The following is a 17,430-nucleotide window of genomic DNA, read 5'->3' as shown; positions in this document are numbered from 1 at the left end:
TAAATCATTGCAAGAGATTTTCAACAAGTCTTGCAAATTCTAATTCTTATTGCAATATTTTACAATTAAAGTTTCCATAATTAATTTTTCATCAATGGAGGAAGTTTTAAAAAGTTCGTCAGTCTTTATTAATTCTTCATAAAAATTAATTAAAAATTCTTTTGAAAAGTTTCTCTCAAAGCCTCTTATTTTTTTAAATTCGAAATTTTTTACTTCCATCTTGTTCATAATATCATTTTGACTTATGTTTTTTGTAGATAAAATCTTATAGGATAATAAATTTTTAACCTGCCTAATTATCATGGTAAAAATCTTAAGAGATGGCTCTCCTAACTTATAGAGATTGTGAAGTTCCTTTAATGATTCTTCTCTCTTCCTCCCCATCATGGCATCTAAAAACTTAAAGATATTTGTATCTATGTTTTCAGTTATTGTGTTAGATATATCTTCTCGTGAAATTTTTTTATTTTTGGCATGAGAGGCAATCTTATCCATTTCTGTCTTTAGGTCTAGGAGGCTTACATCTTCATTCTTTGAATTGTAACCACTCTCTCCTATAAAAAGTGAAACTTCACTTTGACTTATTTCCTTTCCCTTCCTAATGAAGTAGCCTTTTATAAAGTTGTTTAGGTCCACAGGGTTTAACTTTGCAAAGTCCATGTCCCTATCCTTTTTCTTAAAGGCCTTGTAAAATTTTGTAGTTTTTTTGATGTTTGCAGTATCCCAAAAAATTAAAACTACAAAGTCAGATAAGTTGTCTAAAAATTCATAGAAGGAATCTTTTAAGTCATTTTCCCCTAAGAAGTCAACTACATCCCGAACAAGAACGACTTTCTTGTCATTCATTACCGGATAAGTCTCGCAAGCTGAGATAAGATCCTCTGGCTTAACTTCGCTTCCCTTGAACTTGGTGTAGTTAAAGGCTTCAGTCCCCTTTACATATTTATTTATTAAGTAGCCCACTGCATTTTCCATTAAATATTTTTCTGGTCCAAAAAATAAGTAGGCTCCAGAGTGGTCACTGTCTCTGTAAATTTTTTTGTAGTTCATAATTTTTCCTCGCCACAATATATAATAAGCTTGTGTTTAAAATAATTAAAATTATTTCAAATTTATAGTCTTGATTCTTATTTTTCACATCAATCCTAAGCTGATTTCCCAAGATTTTAAAATCAACTTCTCCGTCTCTTGAAGTAACATAGTATATGATACCATGTTTTTCCAAATTCTCCAGACTCTCTTTGTGAGGATGACCATAAGAATTTTCATAACCTGCTGAAATCACTGCAAGCTTTGGTCTTGTCTTTTCTAAAAATTCGTCACATGTTGAAGTCCTAGATCCATGATGAGCAACTTTTAACAAATCAACCTTTGAATTAATTTCCCTCTCAATATCTGCTGATATATCTCCTGTGAAAAGAGTCTTAAAACTCTTGTGATCTAAGAGCAAGACCATGGACTTGTCATTTTCTTCTTCCTTCTTTTCATTGTCTAGCAAAACTTCCATTCTTGTGTCCTTAAAAAGTTTTATCCTATCTCCCTTAGAGAGCTTGATAATTTTTGAATATTTTTCTCCTTCTTCTAAGATACTTGGGTCTTCTGGAAGATGATTTATAAAAATATTTTTTACCTTGTAGTTTTCTAATATTTTATTTAAGTTGCCAAAGTGATCCTCATCAAAATGAGAAATAAAAATTCCATCTATTGTAGAAACACCCCTTAGCTTTAGACTTGGAAATAAATATTTTTCTGCAATTTTATTTTCAAACCTTGCCCCACCAGTATCAATGAGATAATTCCTTCCCTTATAAGAAATTAAAGCACAGTCTCCCTGGTCTATATAGAGCTGACTTATCTCAAAGGTCATAAGGTCTCTGTATATTCCAAAGCCCATTAATAAAAATACAAGTACCCCATAAATTTCTATTATTTTTAAGTTAGGCCTAATGATTTCATCTAGCTTTCTCCTATTTAAAATTACAAGAAGCAAGATGTAGTAGATAAAAATATATTCGAACTTAAAGGCTTTTAATGTTAAAAATATTGACCCCTTAGAAAGCAGGAGACTTTCAAGTCCATAAGTAGCATTCATTAACAGGTTTAGAAATCTTCCAAGCAAACATGGGAAAATTCCAAGGCCCATGAGAAAACCTAAGGATATGATAAGAGAATAAATTGGAACTATTATTAAGTTTGCAAGAAAAACTAAAATGGAAAAACCTGAAAAATAATAATTTATTAATGGGAAACCTGAAATTATTACTGACAAGGTCCCAACAAATGACTTGCTAATTAGGCTCCTACTTGAAACTCTTTCAATGAGGTTTGGATAGACAAAAATCAAGCCAAAAATTGCCCCATAGGAAAGTAAAAGTGAGATGGAATAAATTGCCATGGGATTTATTAAAAGTATTATTGATAGACTTAAGAAAAAGATATCCTTATTGTCTATGTCCTCTTCTAAGTAAGTGTTGCCCTTGTACAAGATGTAAAACAAGAAGGCACGCAGACCTGAAATTGGAAATCCAATTGCCATTATGTAAAAAGATAAAATAACAAACAAGCTAAAGTCCGTAAACTTTTTATTCTTGCTCAGCTTTTTGATTATAAATTCTAAAAAGAGAGCTAGAACTCCAATGTGAAGTCCAGACACCGCTAGGATGTGACTCATGCCAAGAGAGTTAAACCTGTCTCTTTCCATAGAGTCAACTAAAGATTTATCAGCTAAGATAAGTGATCCCATTAAGCCAGCATTTCTTTCGTTTAAATATTTATTAAAAAAATATTTTGCCCTATCAATGAATAAGTTTGAAAATTTGTAAAGACCCCTGGGGTCGGAAATTTTTTCACAACTATTTATCTTTCCAAGAAGATAAATCCCCTGAGACTTATTGTTCTTCTCATAGTCAAAGGTCCCCTTGTTCATGGCAGGAAGAGGTGGATAAAATTTCCCCTGAACTTTATACCTTCCTCCCCTTTCTAGTTTTTCATAAACTAAGACCCTAGTCTTAAATTTTTTTCGATTAAGAGACTCTGTCTTAATAATGGATTTATTTTCATTAGATAAGACAGCCTTGCCCACCACTTGACCATCAAAGGCCTTTAAGCTGTAATCCCTGAAGTTAAAATTTATAAAAACAAAGAGGATTACAAGAGGTAAGTATAAAAATTTATATCTATCTTTAAGAGATAAAATATAAGAGGTAGTAATAAGTAAAATTATTCCCACAAGAAGATAGGATTTTATGTAAATTGAAAGTATAATTCCGAAGATTACTCCTGCGAATAAGTACATAGGCACCCCTCTTCATTATATATCTTTTTGAGGTCATGGACCATGAAATATGTTAATATATTAGAGGAGGTAATTATGAATTCAGTTTACAAAAACCCTTACAAGACAAAGTACAAATTAGAAATAATTGATAAAATAAATCGCGACGGAATTACTTATGGGAAGCTTGAAAATCCTCCCTATTTTTTAGGTAGTGAAAGAGTTTCAGCTGACCAAATTAAAATAAATGGAGAAGAGCCTAAGTTTTTGTCAGCCAACAAGTCCTATTTTAAAATTGATGAAGGCACAAAGAATGTAGAAATTGAAATTGGATGGAAAAACAGACTCCTTCTCATGCAAGAAAATCTTGGCAACGCCATAGTGAGACATTTTTTAAAGTCCAACACAAACATAGATATTATTGGCTACAAGGTCGAGAACTCTTCATCCTATATTGACGTGTCTGCAAAAGATTTTAAGTTTATGACTGCAAAAAATATTGAGTCTCTTGCAAACTACGCAGTCTTTTCCAACCTTGCCATTGAAAGTTTTGGCGACCACATTTCTATTGAAAGACTTGCTGACATCCCTTATGAAGGTCCAGCCCTATCTAGAACTGGTGAAATTGGAATGATTTTTATTTCTTCTGTCGAGAAGCTAAATTCAATAATCAGGCTTAGGGTCACATCAGGAGAAAATGCCTATAAGTTAGCCCGTAACTCTTTAAACATCTTAGACAACATGAAGATGTATCTAAATAGCGATAGCATTAACTCAGTCTTTTCTGATGTAAAAAAGTTAAAATCTAAGATTACTTCATCAAGAAATCCTCAAAAAAATGCAGAATACGAAAAAGTTGGAGATTTTGATAAAGTCCTAAAAGAAGACAAGGCTGTTAACCCTATTAAAGTAGCAGAAACTATTGATTATAAAAACATTGATGGAGTTAAGGATGATTTAGGTGATAGTGAAAGTTCTGCAAGCAAAGTCGCAAATAAAAACTTAGAAGAAAAAGACTTGCTTGAAGAAAAAAAAGAAACGCCTAAAGAAATAGAAGACTTCAAACAAAAAGAAAAATACGATGCAGACTTCTTCCACGAAAAATATAAACTTGAATCCTTTAAGGATTTAAATAAATTCAAAACTTCAAATGATGATAAAGAATCCATAGAAACTAATAAAAAAGAGATTAGTGATAAAGAAGAAATAAATAATCAAGTTAAAAAAGAAGAAATCTACGATGCAGACTTTTTCCACGGAAAATATAAACTTGAATCCTTTAAGGACCTAAATAAATTCAAAACTTCAAATGATGATAAAGAATCCATAGAAACTAATAAAAAAGAATTTAGGGATAAAGATAAAATAAACACTGAAGTTAAAAAGGAAGAAAAGTACGATGCAAAATTCTTCCACGATAAATATAAACTTGAATCCTTTAAGGACCTAAATAAATTTTCAAATGCTAATAAAGATGAAAACTCTGGGAAAGAGTCATTGAAGGAAGAAGAGTCAAATAATAAAAATTCAAAAGAAAAAAATGCATCTTCTATAAAACTTAATGAGAAAGAAGATGAAGAGAGGACTTCCCTCTTCTACCAAGCAGTAGATAGCTTTAAAAACTTTTCCACTGAATTTTCTGGCCTAAATTATATCTATAAGGTCCTTCAAGATATAAACTTAAAAGAACTTCGTGAAATTTCAAATTATATCCTAAAAGAAGATGACTTCATACAAATTTACGGACTTAAAAATGGATCCAAATCAAAAATTTTAATACTTAGGTCACAAAATCTAAACTTTGACCTCAAGAAGATTTTTGGAAAATTAAAAGACCACTTAACTTTCACAGGGACAGGCAACATGTACACCCTAGATATCCAATGCAGAGAAGAAGACTTAACAAGAATCATGGAATCCTTCTTAATCGAAATAAGAAGAGAAGCAAAATAAATATAGCTCACATTAAATAATTTTATGTTTAATGTGAGCTATATTTTAATTCAAAAACATTATGTACAAAAGTAAATTACAATTAGATATTCTTATGAATAGTTAAGTATTTAGATATCATGATAAACAGTCCCACTTCCATCAAGATATGGTCCATTTCCATAATAATCTGGATTATCACCTGTAGAAATAGAAACTGTATAATACCTGTTTCCTTTTACTCTTCCATATTCAGTTTGTCCACCGTTTGTTTCAAATTGAAACTTTTCAATATCCCATAATTTAGAACTTATTTTAACCTCATATGGAAAACTAACTCCAGATATTTCATTTCCATATACATCTACAAGTCGAGCTTGTGAATAAACTCTTATTGAAGCTGATCCAATCCAGAATTTGTCTGAACTTACATAATTTCTAATATGAAAACTAAAATTTTTCGCTGGTTTAAAACTTCTCGTAGTATAATCTGTTTTCAACCAAGCAAAATATTCTCCCGTTTCAGGATTATAGTAATCAATTTTTTCAACTCTATCTTCTTTTATTAAATTCTCTAATTTTTGTGATGCGGAATAGTAACTTATGTCTTTAATATAATTAGAATTTTCTTCTTCTTCTTCTGCAAATGCACTTATTGGACAAATTAATGTAATTGCAAAAAGCAAAACAGCTAATATTTTAATTTTTTTAAACATTTTTACCTCCTTTTATTACTTTACTTCTGTACATAATTATTGTACAATAATATCATCTAAAAGTAAAGCGTTCAATTTATGGAGGTAAAATATGAAAAAGTTTTTAATTTTTATTTTCTCAATGATAATACTAACATCTTGTAACTCTCAAACAAGAAAATCTGACAATATGACTGTGAATTTAGATGAGTTTTATAAAACTAAACCTATATCTACATATATTCAATCTGTTGATTTTGTAACATCAAAAAATCTTACGGAAAAGGTATCAAAAACTTATAATTCTTTAGATGAACTAGAAAAAGATTTAAGATTAAATTTTCTTCATTCCAGTTTTTTTAATCAATCTGATTACGACACTATTTATTTTAATGATGATTATTTTTCTAAAATATATTTATTTAAAGAAGATATAAATCCTTATTATTTTGGTGTTAGAAATTTGGGAAATGATAGAAGTTTAATTTTAGAAATATCGTGGAAAAACAATCCAAATGAAGCACCATATTCAGTAGAATTAATGGGCGGAAGCGAAATTATCGAAAACTATGATATAAATTCGATAAATATCTCTATAATTAAAGAATCAAGAGGCAAAAATGTTTTTTATTCTGGTATTTTTAAATTTAATGATATGACCTACTTTATTAAAAATTCTAAGGATTTAGATGCTTTAAAAAACATAATCCAAGATCTTTTAAATATCAAAAAGGACTGAGGGAGCTTTATCCCACAGTCCTCTTTTAATTGGATCTATGAAAAAATCAATACTTATAGGCTAGTTAAACCGTAAAAACTATAATTAACTAAAAAACTTTAAAAATAAATATAGCTAACAAAACACCTTAGGTCTTTGTAAATTTTATTTGCAATTCATTATGTAAAAAATGACTCTATAATTTTTTATTAAGCGGAGTTGATAATCATTGTAATATGTACGCCGACAAGGGTTACCAAATGGTTAAGGCCCAATACACTCGTGCAGAAGAATTTGGAGGCATTTATGTAAATAGAAATGAAACTTTATATCCTGGCGATGTATTGTTCTACAAAAATCCAAAGTGGACTTATGGCTACAATCATGCTGCAATTTATCTAGGAGTCAATGGTGGAAGAAAAATTATAGTTCACGCAACTCTAGCAGATGGACTTGTAAATGAGTCTGAGTCAAAGGTTTATTCATGGGGTTATCAACCCTTAAGGGCTGTGAGATATTTAAAATAACTTACTACTTCTTAATAAAAACTTTATAAAAATAAATATGCAAATAAAAAAAGACTGATTCAGAATTTTCTGTTTCAGTCTTTCTATTTAATAATATTTTTCATTGATATAGTGATCTATGATGGAAGTCTTAATCCCGTCGTCAAAAATTTTTTCTTCTTGAAGGACTTTCAAAAGCCAGTCAGCCTTTGAATGAAAGATTGCCTCTTTCTTGTCCTCTAGAACTATTTCATAAAGCTCATTTCTCAAAGCCTTTGATTGGCACTTTATATAATAAGCCTTCATATTTCTAAAGTCTTGAATTTTTAAAATATTTAAGACAGCCTTGTCCTTAAGCTCGTAGTATTTATTTGTTAAATTCAGATAATAGTTGTAGTACTTTGAATGTTTTTTTGTATTTCTTACGTCCTTTGAAAGAGATTTATAATACTTTGCCATAACATTATAGTATTGGTAGTTGTACATCCCCTTTTCATAGGAGTCAACCTTTATATAGGGTCTTGCATTTCTCAAGGCAAAATAATCAAAATTCTTTTGCAAAAATTCCCTCTTGGTGAGTTCGCCATTTGTGTACTGGCTTATGAGAAAGGACCTGTGTTCAAAAAAATCTTCAAATACTCCTCTTTTTTTCTTTAAATCCACGCAACACCATTAATCACACTTAGAAATATTGGGATTACCATTGCTAAAACGAGAAGGATCGCAATAATTCTAACCATTGTTTTTCTATCCACTTATAACACCTTATTTGCTAGTAACTTCTAGACATTTATCCTTTAATGATTCAGGCATGTCTTCCTTTAAGTAATCAACGTTAATAAAAATTTCTTTGTTTGCAGCATCAGGAATTTTAGCAACCTTGTTGTAAAGGTGTTCTAGGTCTTCAACGTTAAGTTTAAGAACTTTATAAATTCCATCAACATAAATCTTGTGTAGGTCATAATCCATTGCAAGAAGTCCACAGATAAAACCGTAAAAACTGTCAATTGAGTTCAATCTGTATTCAGTAGCATTAATAAGTCTTACATTATAATCAAGACTAAAAATATGATCGTCATCAACTTCTACAAAAGCAATATTTCCATCGCCTTGTTTCATATCTTCATTAGCGTTGTCGATTAACCATCTTGTTTTTCCAGAGCCTTTGCTTCCTAAAATATACTTTATCATAGTAATTCTCCTTTCACTAGATCACCTTGGGTGTATCCATTTTCTTGCATCTCATTAACAATGTCATCTCTAATTTTCCACCAGGAAGTATTCCAATTGCAGAAGAGAGAATCTTCATAAGGTGCTCTTCCAATTATTCTTTCAACTATTATATCATCTTTAAGATTTCTTAAAAAGAGTATAACTTTTTTCTTGTAGTCCTCTAAAGAAATAGGTTCTATCTCGCCCCTTTCATACATCTTGCCTAGGGCTGTGCCTTTTAAGATATAAAGAGCGTGAAGCTTAACTTCATCGATGCTAAGGGCATTTAATATCTTTGCACCTTCTACAATGTCTAAGTCGTCATCCCAAGGGAGACCAACAATCATATGGGTACAAATATTTAAATTCCTTTTTTTTAGCTTAATAGCTGCATCGATAAATTCAGCGAGACCGTGGCCCCTATTTAATTTCTTCAAGCTGTGATAATTTGCAGTTTGAAGACCAATCTCAAGAGTTACGAAGTATTTCTTGTTTAATTCTTCTAAGTAGTCTAGGTGTCTTTTGGGAAGGTAATCAGGTCTAGTTGATATACTAAGTCCTACTACATCTTCAATAAGGGACTCCTCAATTACCCTCTTAAAATCTTCAAAGGGCATGTAGGTGTTTGTAAAATTTTGAAAATAGGCTATAAATTTTTTAGCCTTGTATTTCTTTTTTATGTGGTCCATATTTTTTAAAAGTTGCTCTCTTACAGATCCTTCACTGTTTTCGAAAGAGCCACCTTCTTCACCACAAAAAATACATCCACCTCTTCCACAAGTTCCATCCCTATTGGGACAAGTTAAGTCAAGTTTGACTGGAAGCTTATAAACTTTTTCGCCAAACTTGTCTCTTAAAAAGTCTGAGTATTTTCTATAAGCCATATAGAAAATTATTCTTCGTCTTCGTCGTCAAAAATTTCTTCGAAAGTCTTTGAAACTTTTTCAAATTCTTCTTCAGATTCAATAGTATCAAGTTCTACTTCTTCTTCGTTGATTTCCTTGTACTTGTAAATAAATACATCTTCCCCATCTTCTTCATCTTCAGGAAGTAGGGCAATATATTCTTGATCTTCACATTCAAAAATGCCAAGAACTATACATACCATTTCACTGTCATCTTCTAGTGTAAGAGTGATAGTTTGGTAGCCGTCTTCATGGTCGTGTTCGTGGTCGTGTCCGCAGCCACAGTCGCATCCACAATCTTCGTCGTGTTGGTGTAGGTTTTTTTCTTCGTTATTCATATTTCCTCCAAATTTATTTTAATTTTTCTAATATTTTTATTAAGAAATCAAATACTCTTTCAGTTGATGAAATAGAAAGGTGTTCGCCAGGTGCGTGTACTCCCTTCATATTTGGACCAATAGAAAGCATATCTATATCTCCAATTGTTTCAACAAAAATACCACATTCTAGGCCAGCGTGAATTGCTTCAAGTTTAAATTCTTTTCCACTTACTTCCTTGTAAGCTTCCTTAGCCACTTCTCTAAGAGGTGAAACTTCTTTATATTCCCATGCAGGGTATTTTGTTATAATTTCTACTTCTGCTCCAAGATTTTTTGCAGCAATTTTGTTTACACTTCCAATGTATTCCTTAGCAGATGATACAGAAGATCTTATATTTGAAATAATGTGAACTTCATCTTCATGATTTTCAATTACTCCAACATTTACAGAAGTTTCTACTAGTCCTTCTATGTTCTTGCTCATTGCAATAACACCATTAGGTAGTAGGTTAAGAAGATCAACTATCCTATTCTTTAAATCATCTGTAAAGGCCTTGTCGCAAGTTTCCTTTGACTTTTCAAAGTTAAGTCTTACATCTGGATCAACTTTTCCAAGCTCAGTAACAAATTCTGAATTTAATTCCACAATTACATCTTGAACTTTCTTTATGTTTTCATCTTTTACTGCTACGAGAGCTCTTGCATATCTAGGAATAGCATTTGGCTTTGCTCCACCTTCGATTTCAATTAAGTCTCCGTCAACCTTTTGGAATAAGCTATAAAGACTTCTTCCTAAAATTTTAACTGCGTTGCCAAGACCAACTTGAATTTCTTGTCCGGAGTGACCACCCTTTAATCCATTAACTATAACTTCATAAATAGCCTTGTCCCCATCTAAATCTTTAAATTCCTTTTTAAGTTTTAAAAGGTCTCTTTCTGCACCTGCACAAGAGATACATCCAACCCCTTCAGTTTCAGAGTCAATGTTTAGTAGTCTCTTAGATGTAACCATTCCTTTTTCAAGATTTCCAGCACCTGTCATTCCACTTTCTTCATTAACAGTGAAGAGGGCTTCAATCTTAGGATGTTTGTATTCATCAGATTCTAATAGAGCAAGTGTCATTGCCACAGCAATGCCATTGTCTGCACCAAGTGTTGTTTCACGTGCAATAATTAAGTCTCCATCAATCTCATACTTTATTGGATCTTTAGAAAAGTCAATTGTACATTCTGGAGTCTTCTCACAAACCATGTCCATGTGACCTTGTAAGATAATACTGTCTACATCTTCATAGCCTTCTGTTGCTTCTTTAACTATTACAACGTTTCCAATTGTATCAGTTCTGTATTCCAAGTCGTGATCTTTTGCAAAAGAAATTAAGTAGTCTCTTATTTTTTCTTCTTCAAAGGAACATCTTGGAATTTTTGTCAATTTATCAAAATAATAAAATGTTCTGTTCTCTAATAAGGTATCTTTATTTTTCATTTAAACCTCCTAGGTCTATTATACATAAGAAGTGTTAATAATTACATATTAAAAAGTATAATTGTCTTTAAATATTTTAAGCATTCTGTCCCTTGATTTGGTATCAGACTTTTCTATTTCGCAAAGCACATTTCTAAACTTATTAAGAGATTTATCCATTAAAAATTCAAGAGAAGGCGTCTTTTTAAACTCATCTAAAACAAGAGATAAAACTTCCTTTTCAAATTCTTGCGACTTCTCTTTTGAAAGTTCCTTATCTTCACAGAGTTTTCTTAAGCTACAAGTATACTCATATCTCACAAAAATAATAAACTCAGTCAATATGTCGCTATAAGATTCTTGTAACAATCTCTGTAAGATTTTAAAGAAAATATTCCAATCTAGGTCACTGTTTAATACCTTGCTAAAAACTTCTATTAGTCCCTTAGAAAAGTTGTCATAATATTTTGGCGTGTTTTTAAAAACAATGTACTCTTCAAAGTCCATTTCATTTCCAGAAACAGAATTCACCTTGTTAATTAAATTTATGAAATTTTCTCCATAACTTAAGTCCTTATTTCTAGAAGACTTCATAAATAGAAAATCTACAACTATGTCTGTTATAATTTTTATGTTTAAATATATTCCTAGCTCTTCATGAATTTTCGTAGTGAATACATCGTGAAGGATCTTTGACAAAAGTTTCTTTAATTGTAACTCTGCAGAAATTGTCTCTGAAGCATCCTGCTTCTTTACATGGTTGTAAAGTATCATAAGCTGCTTGTCAATCATCTTTAGGTTGTCATTAATGGAATTCATAATTTCCCTAAAGAAGCCTTCGGTAACAATGTAGTTGTAATTTTTGTAAAGTAGCTTGTGGTCAATTTCTCCCCAAAATACATTTACAAAGGACTTTATCTGAAGCTCAAAACAATAGATAAAAGACCCAGTATCATATTCACCATCAAGTTTAAACATTGTGAAACCATTTGCAAGAGTTTGAGGTTGGGGGTCATCTAGCTTAAGTCTAATCTTTCTATTTTTATTAGACCTATAATAACCCCTGTCGGACTTTATTGTGAAGTCCTTGATAATTTTTTTATAAAGGTCTTCTTCGTCCTTGATGAAACGGCATTCAACTCTAATTCCAACTAAATCTTGAATGTACTTAAATCCACTAACAGGATCAGGAAACCTCATGAAAAAATTTCTCCTGATGAGTTTTTCTCGTAAGGATTCCTGAGTTTTTATTCTTGTAGTGATATTTGTAAGTCTATCATCATCTAAAAATAAATCTGTAAAATACTTTTTAAGCTCTTTATTAACTCCCGCAAGTTCAATTTTATGGTAATCAAAAAGATCCATTACATCATCGATGTAATTAAAAAGCTCAAGTTTCATAATCCACCTAGATGTTCATTTTCACTTCGTATTTGTCTTTTAATTCTGTGATTTTTTTGTTGTAAATTTCTTGTTCCTTTTGTCTTCTAACTTGTTCCACAATTCTATCTTTAACTTCGTCAAAAGAAAGTTCCCTTGCATCATTCTTTTGGTTGATTTTTATAATGTGGTAACCAAATTGAGTTTTAACTGGTTCAGTAATAGTTCCAACTTCGTTTTCAAAAACTGCATCTTCAAATTCTTTTACCATTTGTCCCTTAGTGAAACTTCCAAGATTTCCACCCTTTTCCTTTGATGGGCAAGTTGAATATTCCTTTGCAAGTTCTTCAAAGTCTCCGCCATTTTTAATTTTTTCATAGATTTCTCTCGCCTTGTCTTCTTCTTCAACTAAGATGTGAGAAGCATCAGCAGATTCTCCTTGCTTAAAGGCATCTTTGTTTTCTTCATAGAACTTTTTGATGTCTTCATCTTTAACTTCAGCAGTAGCAAGAAGCTTTCCAAGTGCATATGTCTTTAGCATACTTTCCTTTGTCTTTTCAACAACTTGGATGAATTCATCTTCCTTGTCCATGCCCTTTTCCATTGCATCTTCGTATAAAAGAGCTTGGTAAACTAATTCATTTACTACGTCCTTATTTAATTCTTCTCCACCAAAATATTGTTTTAATTGTGGGTTAAGTGAATCAATAAATAAATTGTAGTCCACTCCTGTGATTTTTTTACCATTTACTTCTGCTAAAACTTTATCTTTATCCATTATTACCTCCGTAATTTTCTTTCTAATTTATTATCTTTTCTATGAATATGTTAACATTTGAAAAATATTTTTTCAACTTATTGGGGTCTCAGAGACGCCACAAATCCTTGCATAAATTTGACTTTGATCTTTGCTCTTGAAGAAGAAATAAAACTCATCCTCTTCCCTATAAAAATCAATTACAATCTCATCGCCTAACTTCAATTCATTAATATAGTTGACATTGATGTCTTTAAACTTTACATGAGTGTACTCATCAGTTACAGCTTCATAAATAAGTTCAAGATAAACGGAATTGTTGACGTGATTATTAAAATCTAAGTCACGTCTTAAAATTTTATAAGAAAATCTATTTGCTATCTCAAGCTCACTTGGCTCATTAACCCTTTCAATGCTTTTGAAAATTCTATTTCCATTGTTTCCATAAATTTCTGCAAGATCCTCAGGAATTTTTATTGCTTTTCTCTTCTCAACATCAATTAACAAAAATATAGCTGAAGCTTCAATAATTTTTTCGCCTTGGCAGTAAACTTCAAACTCACGAAAGGCATTTATGTTTTTAAATCCACTTGCCCAAGTTTTAATTTTTATTTTCTCATGACTTCTTGGGTACCTATTAATTTTTATTTTCCACTTATAAATCATCCATGTGTAACCCATGTCTAATAACTTTTCATTGCTAAGTCCAAGATTTATTGACTGATAGTTTGACGCTTCTATTAAGTAACTTACAAGATGATTGAGCTTTAGGTCTCCATCACTTGATAAAAAATTCATAACTTCATATTCTTTACAAAAAATTTTCATAAGAACCTCCAAATTTATTTTAACATAACTTTACTAATTCATAGGTACAAGAGAGCTTGCAAGCTTATTAAGTTTACTTTAAATATACCTTATGGTAAAATTTACAGAAAGAGACAAAAATTTATGAAGCGCCTGAGCCCTAGTGGCTGACGAGGTATGAGGTTATCGAAAATCGGCGGATGCCTCAAAGGTTTCACAGCCTAAACATTTTACAAAAAATAAAAGTAATTTTATAACAAAATAAATGTAGTGAGTCTCTAACAAATTGGAGGTAGAAATATGTGCGGAATAGTTGGATATATTGGAAAAAATAATGCAACGAAATTAGTACTAGAAGGTCTCAAAAAATTAGAATACAGGGGTTATGACTCTGCAGGACTTTCTTTTATAAAAGATGATAAATTAGTAACATTTAAGAAAAAGGGTCGTATAAAGGCTCTTGAAGAATCCTTTGACATTGATAAGTACCCTTCTAATGTTTGTATTGGTCACACAAGATGGGCAACTCACGGAGAGCCAAATGAAATTAACGCTCACCCTCACCTAAGTTCTGACAAAAAAGTTTCTGTTGTTCACAACGGAATCGTAGAAAACTACTTAGAACTTAGAAATATGTTAGTAGAAAAGGGACACACTTTCCTTTCACAAACAGATACAGAAGTTATTCCTAACTTGATATCAGAAGAATATGATGGCGACATCTTGGAAGCTGTCTTTAAATCAACTGACATCTTAAAGGGAGCCTACAGTCTTGGAATCATTGATGAGAATGAACCTAATAGACTAATAGCTGTTAGGAACTCTTCACCTCTTCTCTTTGCTATCTGTGATGATGGATACTTTGTAGCAAGTGATATTACATCTGTTATTGAACACACTAATAAGATTATTTATCTTGAAGATGGCGATGTAGTTGACATGAGAGAAGACTCTTACACAATTTATGACAAGGACCATAAGAAAGTAGAAAGAGAAATTACTGAAGTTGAGATTTCTGCATCAGATGCATCAAAGGAAGGTTATGACCACTTCCTTATTAAGGAAATTCATGAGCAACCTTCCATCCTAAAAGAAGTTATTTCAATTAAACACAAGGACTACAAGATTAATCTACCAGCAGAAGGAAGCTTATCTCTTGAAGAACTAGAGAATATTGACAAAATATATGTAACTGCTTGTGGCACTGCCTTCCACGCAGGAGAAGCTGGCAAGTATGCAATAGAAAATCTTTGTGGCATACCAGTGATATCAGAAATTGCATCTGAATTTAGATACAAGAATATGTTCTTAGACGACAGGTCTCTTGTAATCTTTGTATCTCAATCTGGAGAAACAGCAGATACCCTAGCAGCTCTTAGAGAAGCTAAAAAAATCGGAGCAAAGACTCTTGCTGTTACAAATGTTGTTGGCTCTTCTATCTCTAGAGAAGCAGACAAGGTTATCTATTGTTATGCAGGACCAGAAATTTCTGTTGCCTCAACAAAGGCCTACACAACACAGGTTATTTCACTTTACTTCTTGGCTATGGACATTGCTCTTAAGTTAAATAAAATTTCTCAAGATGAAGTTAAAAATATAATTGAAAATATGGAAAAACTTCCATCACAAATTGAAGAAATCTTAAAGCACAAGGAAGAATTTAAAGAAATTGCAGACTCAATTAAAAATGCTAAATCAATTTTCTACACTGGTAGATCTCTTGACTATATAACAGCAAAAGAAGGAGCCTTAAAGTTAAAAGAAATTTCTTACATTCACACAGAAGCCTTCCCTTCTGGAGAACTTAAACACGGCTCAATTGCCCTTATAGAAGAAGGCACACCTGTTATCTCGGTTGCACTTTATAGCAAGATTCTTGATAAAACTGTTTCAAATAACCAAGAGCTTATTGCAAGAGGAGCAAAAGTTATTTCAATATCAGAAGAAGGAAATGAATTTGTAAAAGATTCTTCAGATGAAATGATAGAAATTCCAAAAACTATTGATCTCTTGACACCACTTCTTGCAGTAATACCTGAACAACTAATTGCTTATTACACTTCAGTATTACTTGGCAATGACGTAGACAAACCTAGAAACTTAGCAAAATCAGTAACTGTTGAATAATCAAAAGGCTGCCTGAGGGCAGCTTTTTTAGATTAAATTTATTTGGGTATAAAAAACAAAATGGAGTTGAATTTTATGACTTATTACATATACCTAATCTTAGCCCTTGTGGCAATATATTTTTCCTATTTATTTACCCTAATCGAGAATGCCTACTTGGCTCTTGGGTCTGTAAAATTATCTAGGCTTGAAGACTTAGAAGTAAAAAATATCTCAGTGATAAAAAAACTTGTGAAGAAAGAAAATATTTATTCCACAACTTTAATTTTGGATTATTTTTCTAATTCACTTTCAATTATCTTTACCTCTCTATTCTTCTACGATTATTTCGATATACTTGGACTTGTCATAGGAATAATACTCTCTACGATTATAATAATAATTTTTGGAGAAAGTTTGCCAAGGAACTTGGGCAAAAATAACTACAAAAAAATTGTTCCAAAGTATGCAAAATTTTTAAATTTTTTAATTACAATTTTGAGACCTTTTTCAATGTTCATAAACTTCTTGTCCCAATCTATAATAAAAATTGTGATCAAGGACAAGGACTACAAGGCACCAATAATAACAGAAGAAGACCTAATTGATGCCATGGACCTTGGTATGGAAGAAGGAATTATAAATAAAAATGAGTCAAGGATGATCCAAAATGTAATTGACTTTAAGGACAACTACGCCAAGGACATTATGACACCAAGGACTGACATAATTGCCATAGACATCGAGGAAAGCTTTGATGAAATAATAGAAAAAATTTCTGAATATTCTTATTCAAGAATGCCAGTCTATGAAGATAATCTCGACAATATTGTTGGCATCTTAAATGTTAAGGACATTTTCCACATGGATAGGACTAAGTCACTTTCAGAAAACAAAGAGTTTTTCAAGAAAGCCTTCTTCACTTTTGAGTACAAACCAACAGGAACCCTCTTTTCTGAAATGAGACAAAAAAAATTATCCGTTGCCATAGTTACAGACGAGTATGGTGGAACCGAAGGTATGATTACCTTTGAAGACATCTTCGAGAAAATCGTTGGACAAATTTCTGACGAGTACGACAAAGAAGAAGATGAAGAAATCCTACAAGTTGGTCCAAACAAATATATTATTGAAGCTGCAATAAATATTGACGAGATAAATCAAATCTTTGGAACAGAACTTGAGTGCCAAGAGTTTGATTCCCTTGGTGGTTATATAATCGAAAATATTGACAGGTTCCCTAAACTCAATGAAGTCATAACAATTGGCGATCTTAAATTTACTATTGTCAAAAAGACAAAAAACAGAATTGAAAAAATTCTTGTGGACTTCCCAGCAGACATAAAAAAATAA

The 17,430-nt window shown here is 31.6% G+C and carries 16 protein-coding genes; 5 read left to right on the top strand and 11 right to left on the bottom strand.

The annotated features are described in order from the left end of the window. Nucleotides 1-39: 39 nt before the first annotated feature. Complete coding sequence (gene holA, locus ACWPVO_RS03755) at nucleotides 40-1,050, bottom strand: DNA polymerase III subunit delta (RefSeq protein ID WP_454206625.1); 1,011 nt, start codon at nucleotides 1,048-1,050, stop codon at nucleotides 40-42. Next, nucleotides 1,019-3,295, bottom strand: a complete 2,277-nt coding sequence (locus tag ACWPVO_RS03750; protein ID WP_454206623.1) for a DNA internalization-related competence protein ComEC/Rec2 — start codon at nucleotides 3,293-3,295, stop codon at nucleotides 1,019-1,021. Before ACWPVO_RS03750 ends, holA begins: the two co-directional genes overlap by 32 nt. 75 nt (nucleotides 3,296-3,370) lie before the next feature. Between ACWPVO_RS03750 and ACWPVO_RS03745 the strand changes: the two genes are divergently transcribed. Continuing rightward, the gene (locus ACWPVO_RS03745; protein ID WP_454206621.1) at nucleotides 3,371-5,227 is read left to right on the top strand and encodes an alanyl-tRNS synthetase; all 1,857 of its coding nucleotides are present in this window, start codon (nucleotides 3,371-3,373) and stop codon (nucleotides 5,225-5,227) included. Between the two features lie 110 nt (nucleotides 5,228-5,337). Here the strand turns inward: ACWPVO_RS03745 and ACWPVO_RS03740 are convergent, their stop codons facing one another. Beyond that, nucleotides 5,338-5,922, bottom strand: coding sequence for a hypothetical protein (locus ACWPVO_RS03740; protein WP_148465898.1), 585 nt, complete (start codon nucleotides 5,920-5,922; stop codon nucleotides 5,338-5,340). Between the two features lie 91 nt (nucleotides 5,923-6,013). On the opposite strand from ACWPVO_RS03740, the gene ACWPVO_RS03735 reads away from it, so the two are divergent. Both ACWPVO_RS03735 and ACWPVO_RS03730 read left to right on the top strand, forming a co-directional pair. Beyond that, nucleotides 6,014-6,640 carry a hypothetical protein gene (locus ACWPVO_RS03735; protein ID WP_148465897.1) on the top strand — a complete coding sequence of 209 codons (627 nt, stop codon included), beginning with the start codon at nucleotides 6,014-6,016 and terminating at the stop codon, nucleotides 6,638-6,640. 215 nt (nucleotides 6,641-6,855) lie between these two features. Further along, nucleotides 6,856-7,146, top strand: coding sequence for a C40 family peptidase (locus ACWPVO_RS03730; RefSeq protein WP_148465895.1), 291 nt, complete (start codon nucleotides 6,856-6,858; stop codon nucleotides 7,144-7,146). An 87-nt stretch (nucleotides 7,147-7,233) separates the two neighbouring features. On the opposite strand, the gene ACWPVO_RS03725 is transcribed toward ACWPVO_RS03730, so the two are convergent. The 8 genes from ACWPVO_RS03725 to ACWPVO_RS03690 all read right to left on the bottom strand — a co-directional run bounded on the left by ACWPVO_RS03725 (nucleotide 7,234) and on the right by ACWPVO_RS03690 (nucleotide 13,992). Then, nucleotides 7,234-7,788: a DUF6648 family protein gene (locus ACWPVO_RS03725; protein WP_250342161.1), complete on the bottom strand. Its 555-nt coding sequence runs from the start codon at nucleotides 7,786-7,788 to the stop codon at nucleotides 7,234-7,236. A 102-nt stretch (nucleotides 7,789-7,890) separates the two neighbouring features. After that, complete coding sequence (locus ACWPVO_RS03720; RefSeq protein ID WP_005957675.1) at nucleotides 7,891-8,316, bottom strand: hypothetical protein; 426 nt, start codon at nucleotides 8,314-8,316, stop codon at nucleotides 7,891-7,893. Next, nucleotides 8,313-9,221, bottom strand: coding sequence for a TIGR01212 family radical SAM protein (locus ACWPVO_RS03715; protein ID WP_282924937.1), 909 nt, complete (start codon nucleotides 9,219-9,221; stop codon nucleotides 8,313-8,315). The genes ACWPVO_RS03720 and ACWPVO_RS03715 overlap by 4 nt, the downstream gene beginning before the upstream one ends. Nucleotides 9,222-9,229: 8 nt before the next feature. Beyond that, nucleotides 9,230-9,580: a DUF1292 domain-containing protein gene (locus ACWPVO_RS03710; RefSeq protein WP_270675456.1), complete on the bottom strand. Its 351-nt coding sequence runs from the start codon at nucleotides 9,578-9,580 to the stop codon at nucleotides 9,230-9,232. Between the two features lie 13 nt (nucleotides 9,581-9,593). After that, on the bottom strand, nucleotides 9,594-11,048 hold the full coding sequence (locus tag ACWPVO_RS03705; protein ID WP_454206617.1) for an aminoacyl-histidine dipeptidase: 1,455 nt from the start codon (nucleotides 11,046-11,048) through the stop codon (nucleotides 9,594-9,596). A gap of 48 nt (nucleotides 11,049-11,096) precedes the next feature. Beyond that, on the bottom strand, nucleotides 11,097-12,428 hold the full coding sequence (locus ACWPVO_RS03700) for a GTP pyrophosphokinase (RefSeq protein ID WP_285044109.1): 1,332 nt from the start codon (nucleotides 12,426-12,428) through the stop codon (nucleotides 11,097-11,099). 7 nt (nucleotides 12,429-12,435) lie between these two features. Continuing rightward, nucleotides 12,436-13,185, bottom strand: coding sequence for a peptidylprolyl isomerase (locus ACWPVO_RS03695; RefSeq protein ID WP_454206615.1), 750 nt, complete (start codon nucleotides 13,183-13,185; stop codon nucleotides 12,436-12,438). 72 nt (nucleotides 13,186-13,257) lie between these two features. Then, entirely contained in the window at nucleotides 13,258-13,992 is a 735-nt protein-coding gene (locus tag ACWPVO_RS03690) for an acyl-[acyl-carrier-protein] thioesterase (protein ID WP_454206613.1), read from the bottom strand. Between the two features lie 279 nt (nucleotides 13,993-14,271). On the opposite strand from ACWPVO_RS03690, the gene glmS reads away from it, so the two are divergent. Together glmS and ACWPVO_RS03680 are read left to right on the top strand one after the other, a co-directional pair. Beyond that, nucleotides 14,272-16,098 carry a glutamine--fructose-6-phosphate transaminase (isomerizing) gene (glmS, locus tag ACWPVO_RS03685; protein ID WP_270675132.1) on the top strand — a complete coding sequence of 609 codons (1,827 nt, stop codon included), beginning with the start codon at nucleotides 14,272-14,274 and terminating at the stop codon, nucleotides 16,096-16,098. Between the two features lie 75 nt (nucleotides 16,099-16,173). Beyond that, complete coding sequence (locus ACWPVO_RS03680; protein ID WP_454206610.1) at nucleotides 16,174-17,430, top strand: hemolysin family protein; 1,257 nt, start codon at nucleotides 16,174-16,176, stop codon at nucleotides 17,428-17,430.

It is taken from the genome of Peptoniphilus sp. Marseille-Q6390 (genome assembly GCF_965119475.1).
Note: the sequence above shows the minus strand (reverse complement) of the source record. Positions and strands in the feature narration are given on the sequence as shown.

Coding starts and splice junctions, on each gene's coding strand:
- holA (WP_454206625.1), bottom strand. CDS start 1,050: ATGAACTACAAAAAAATTTACAGAGACAGTGACCACTCTGGAGCCTAC.
- ACWPVO_RS03750 (WP_454206623.1), bottom strand. CDS start 3,295: ATGTACTTATTCGCAGGAGTAATCTTCGGAATTATACTTTCAATTTAC.
- ACWPVO_RS03745 (WP_454206621.1), top strand. CDS start 3,371: ATGAATTCAGTTTACAAAAACCCTTACAAGACAAAGTACAAATTAGAA.
- ACWPVO_RS03740 (WP_148465898.1), bottom strand. CDS start 5,922: ATGTTTAAAAAAATTAAAATATTAGCTGTTTTGCTTTTTGCAATTACA.
- ACWPVO_RS03735 (WP_148465897.1), top strand. CDS start 6,014: ATGAAAAAGTTTTTAATTTTTATTTTCTCAATGATAATACTAACATCT.
- ACWPVO_RS03730 (WP_148465895.1), top strand. CDS start 6,856: ATGTACGCCGACAAGGGTTACCAAATGGTTAAGGCCCAATACACTCGT.
- ACWPVO_RS03720 (WP_005957675.1), bottom strand. CDS start 8,316: ATGATAAAGTATATTTTAGGAAGCAAAGGCTCTGGAAAAACAAGATGG.
- ACWPVO_RS03715 (WP_282924937.1), bottom strand. CDS start 9,221: ATGGCTTATAGAAAATACTCAGACTTTTTAAGAGACAAGTTTGGCGAA.
- ACWPVO_RS03710 (WP_270675456.1), bottom strand. CDS start 9,580: ATGAATAACGAAGAAAAAAACCTACACCAACACGACGAAGATTGTGGA.
- ACWPVO_RS03705 (WP_454206617.1), bottom strand. CDS start 11,048: ATGAAAAATAAAGATACCTTATTAGAGAACAGAACATTTTATTATTTT.
- ACWPVO_RS03700 (WP_285044109.1), bottom strand. CDS start 12,428: ATGAAACTTGAGCTTTTTAATTACATCGATGATGTAATGGATCTTTTT.
- ACWPVO_RS03695 (WP_454206615.1), bottom strand. CDS start 13,185: ATGGATAAAGATAAAGTTTTAGCAGAAGTAAATGGTAAAAAAATCACA.
- ACWPVO_RS03690 (WP_454206613.1), bottom strand. CDS start 13,992: ATGAAAATTTTTTGTAAAGAATATGAAGTTATGAATTTTTTATCAAGT.
- glmS (WP_270675132.1), top strand. CDS start 14,272: ATGTGCGGAATAGTTGGATATATTGGAAAAAATAATGCAACGAAATTA.
- ACWPVO_RS03680 (WP_454206610.1), top strand. CDS start 16,174: ATGACTTATTACATATACCTAATCTTAGCCCTTGTGGCAATATATTTT.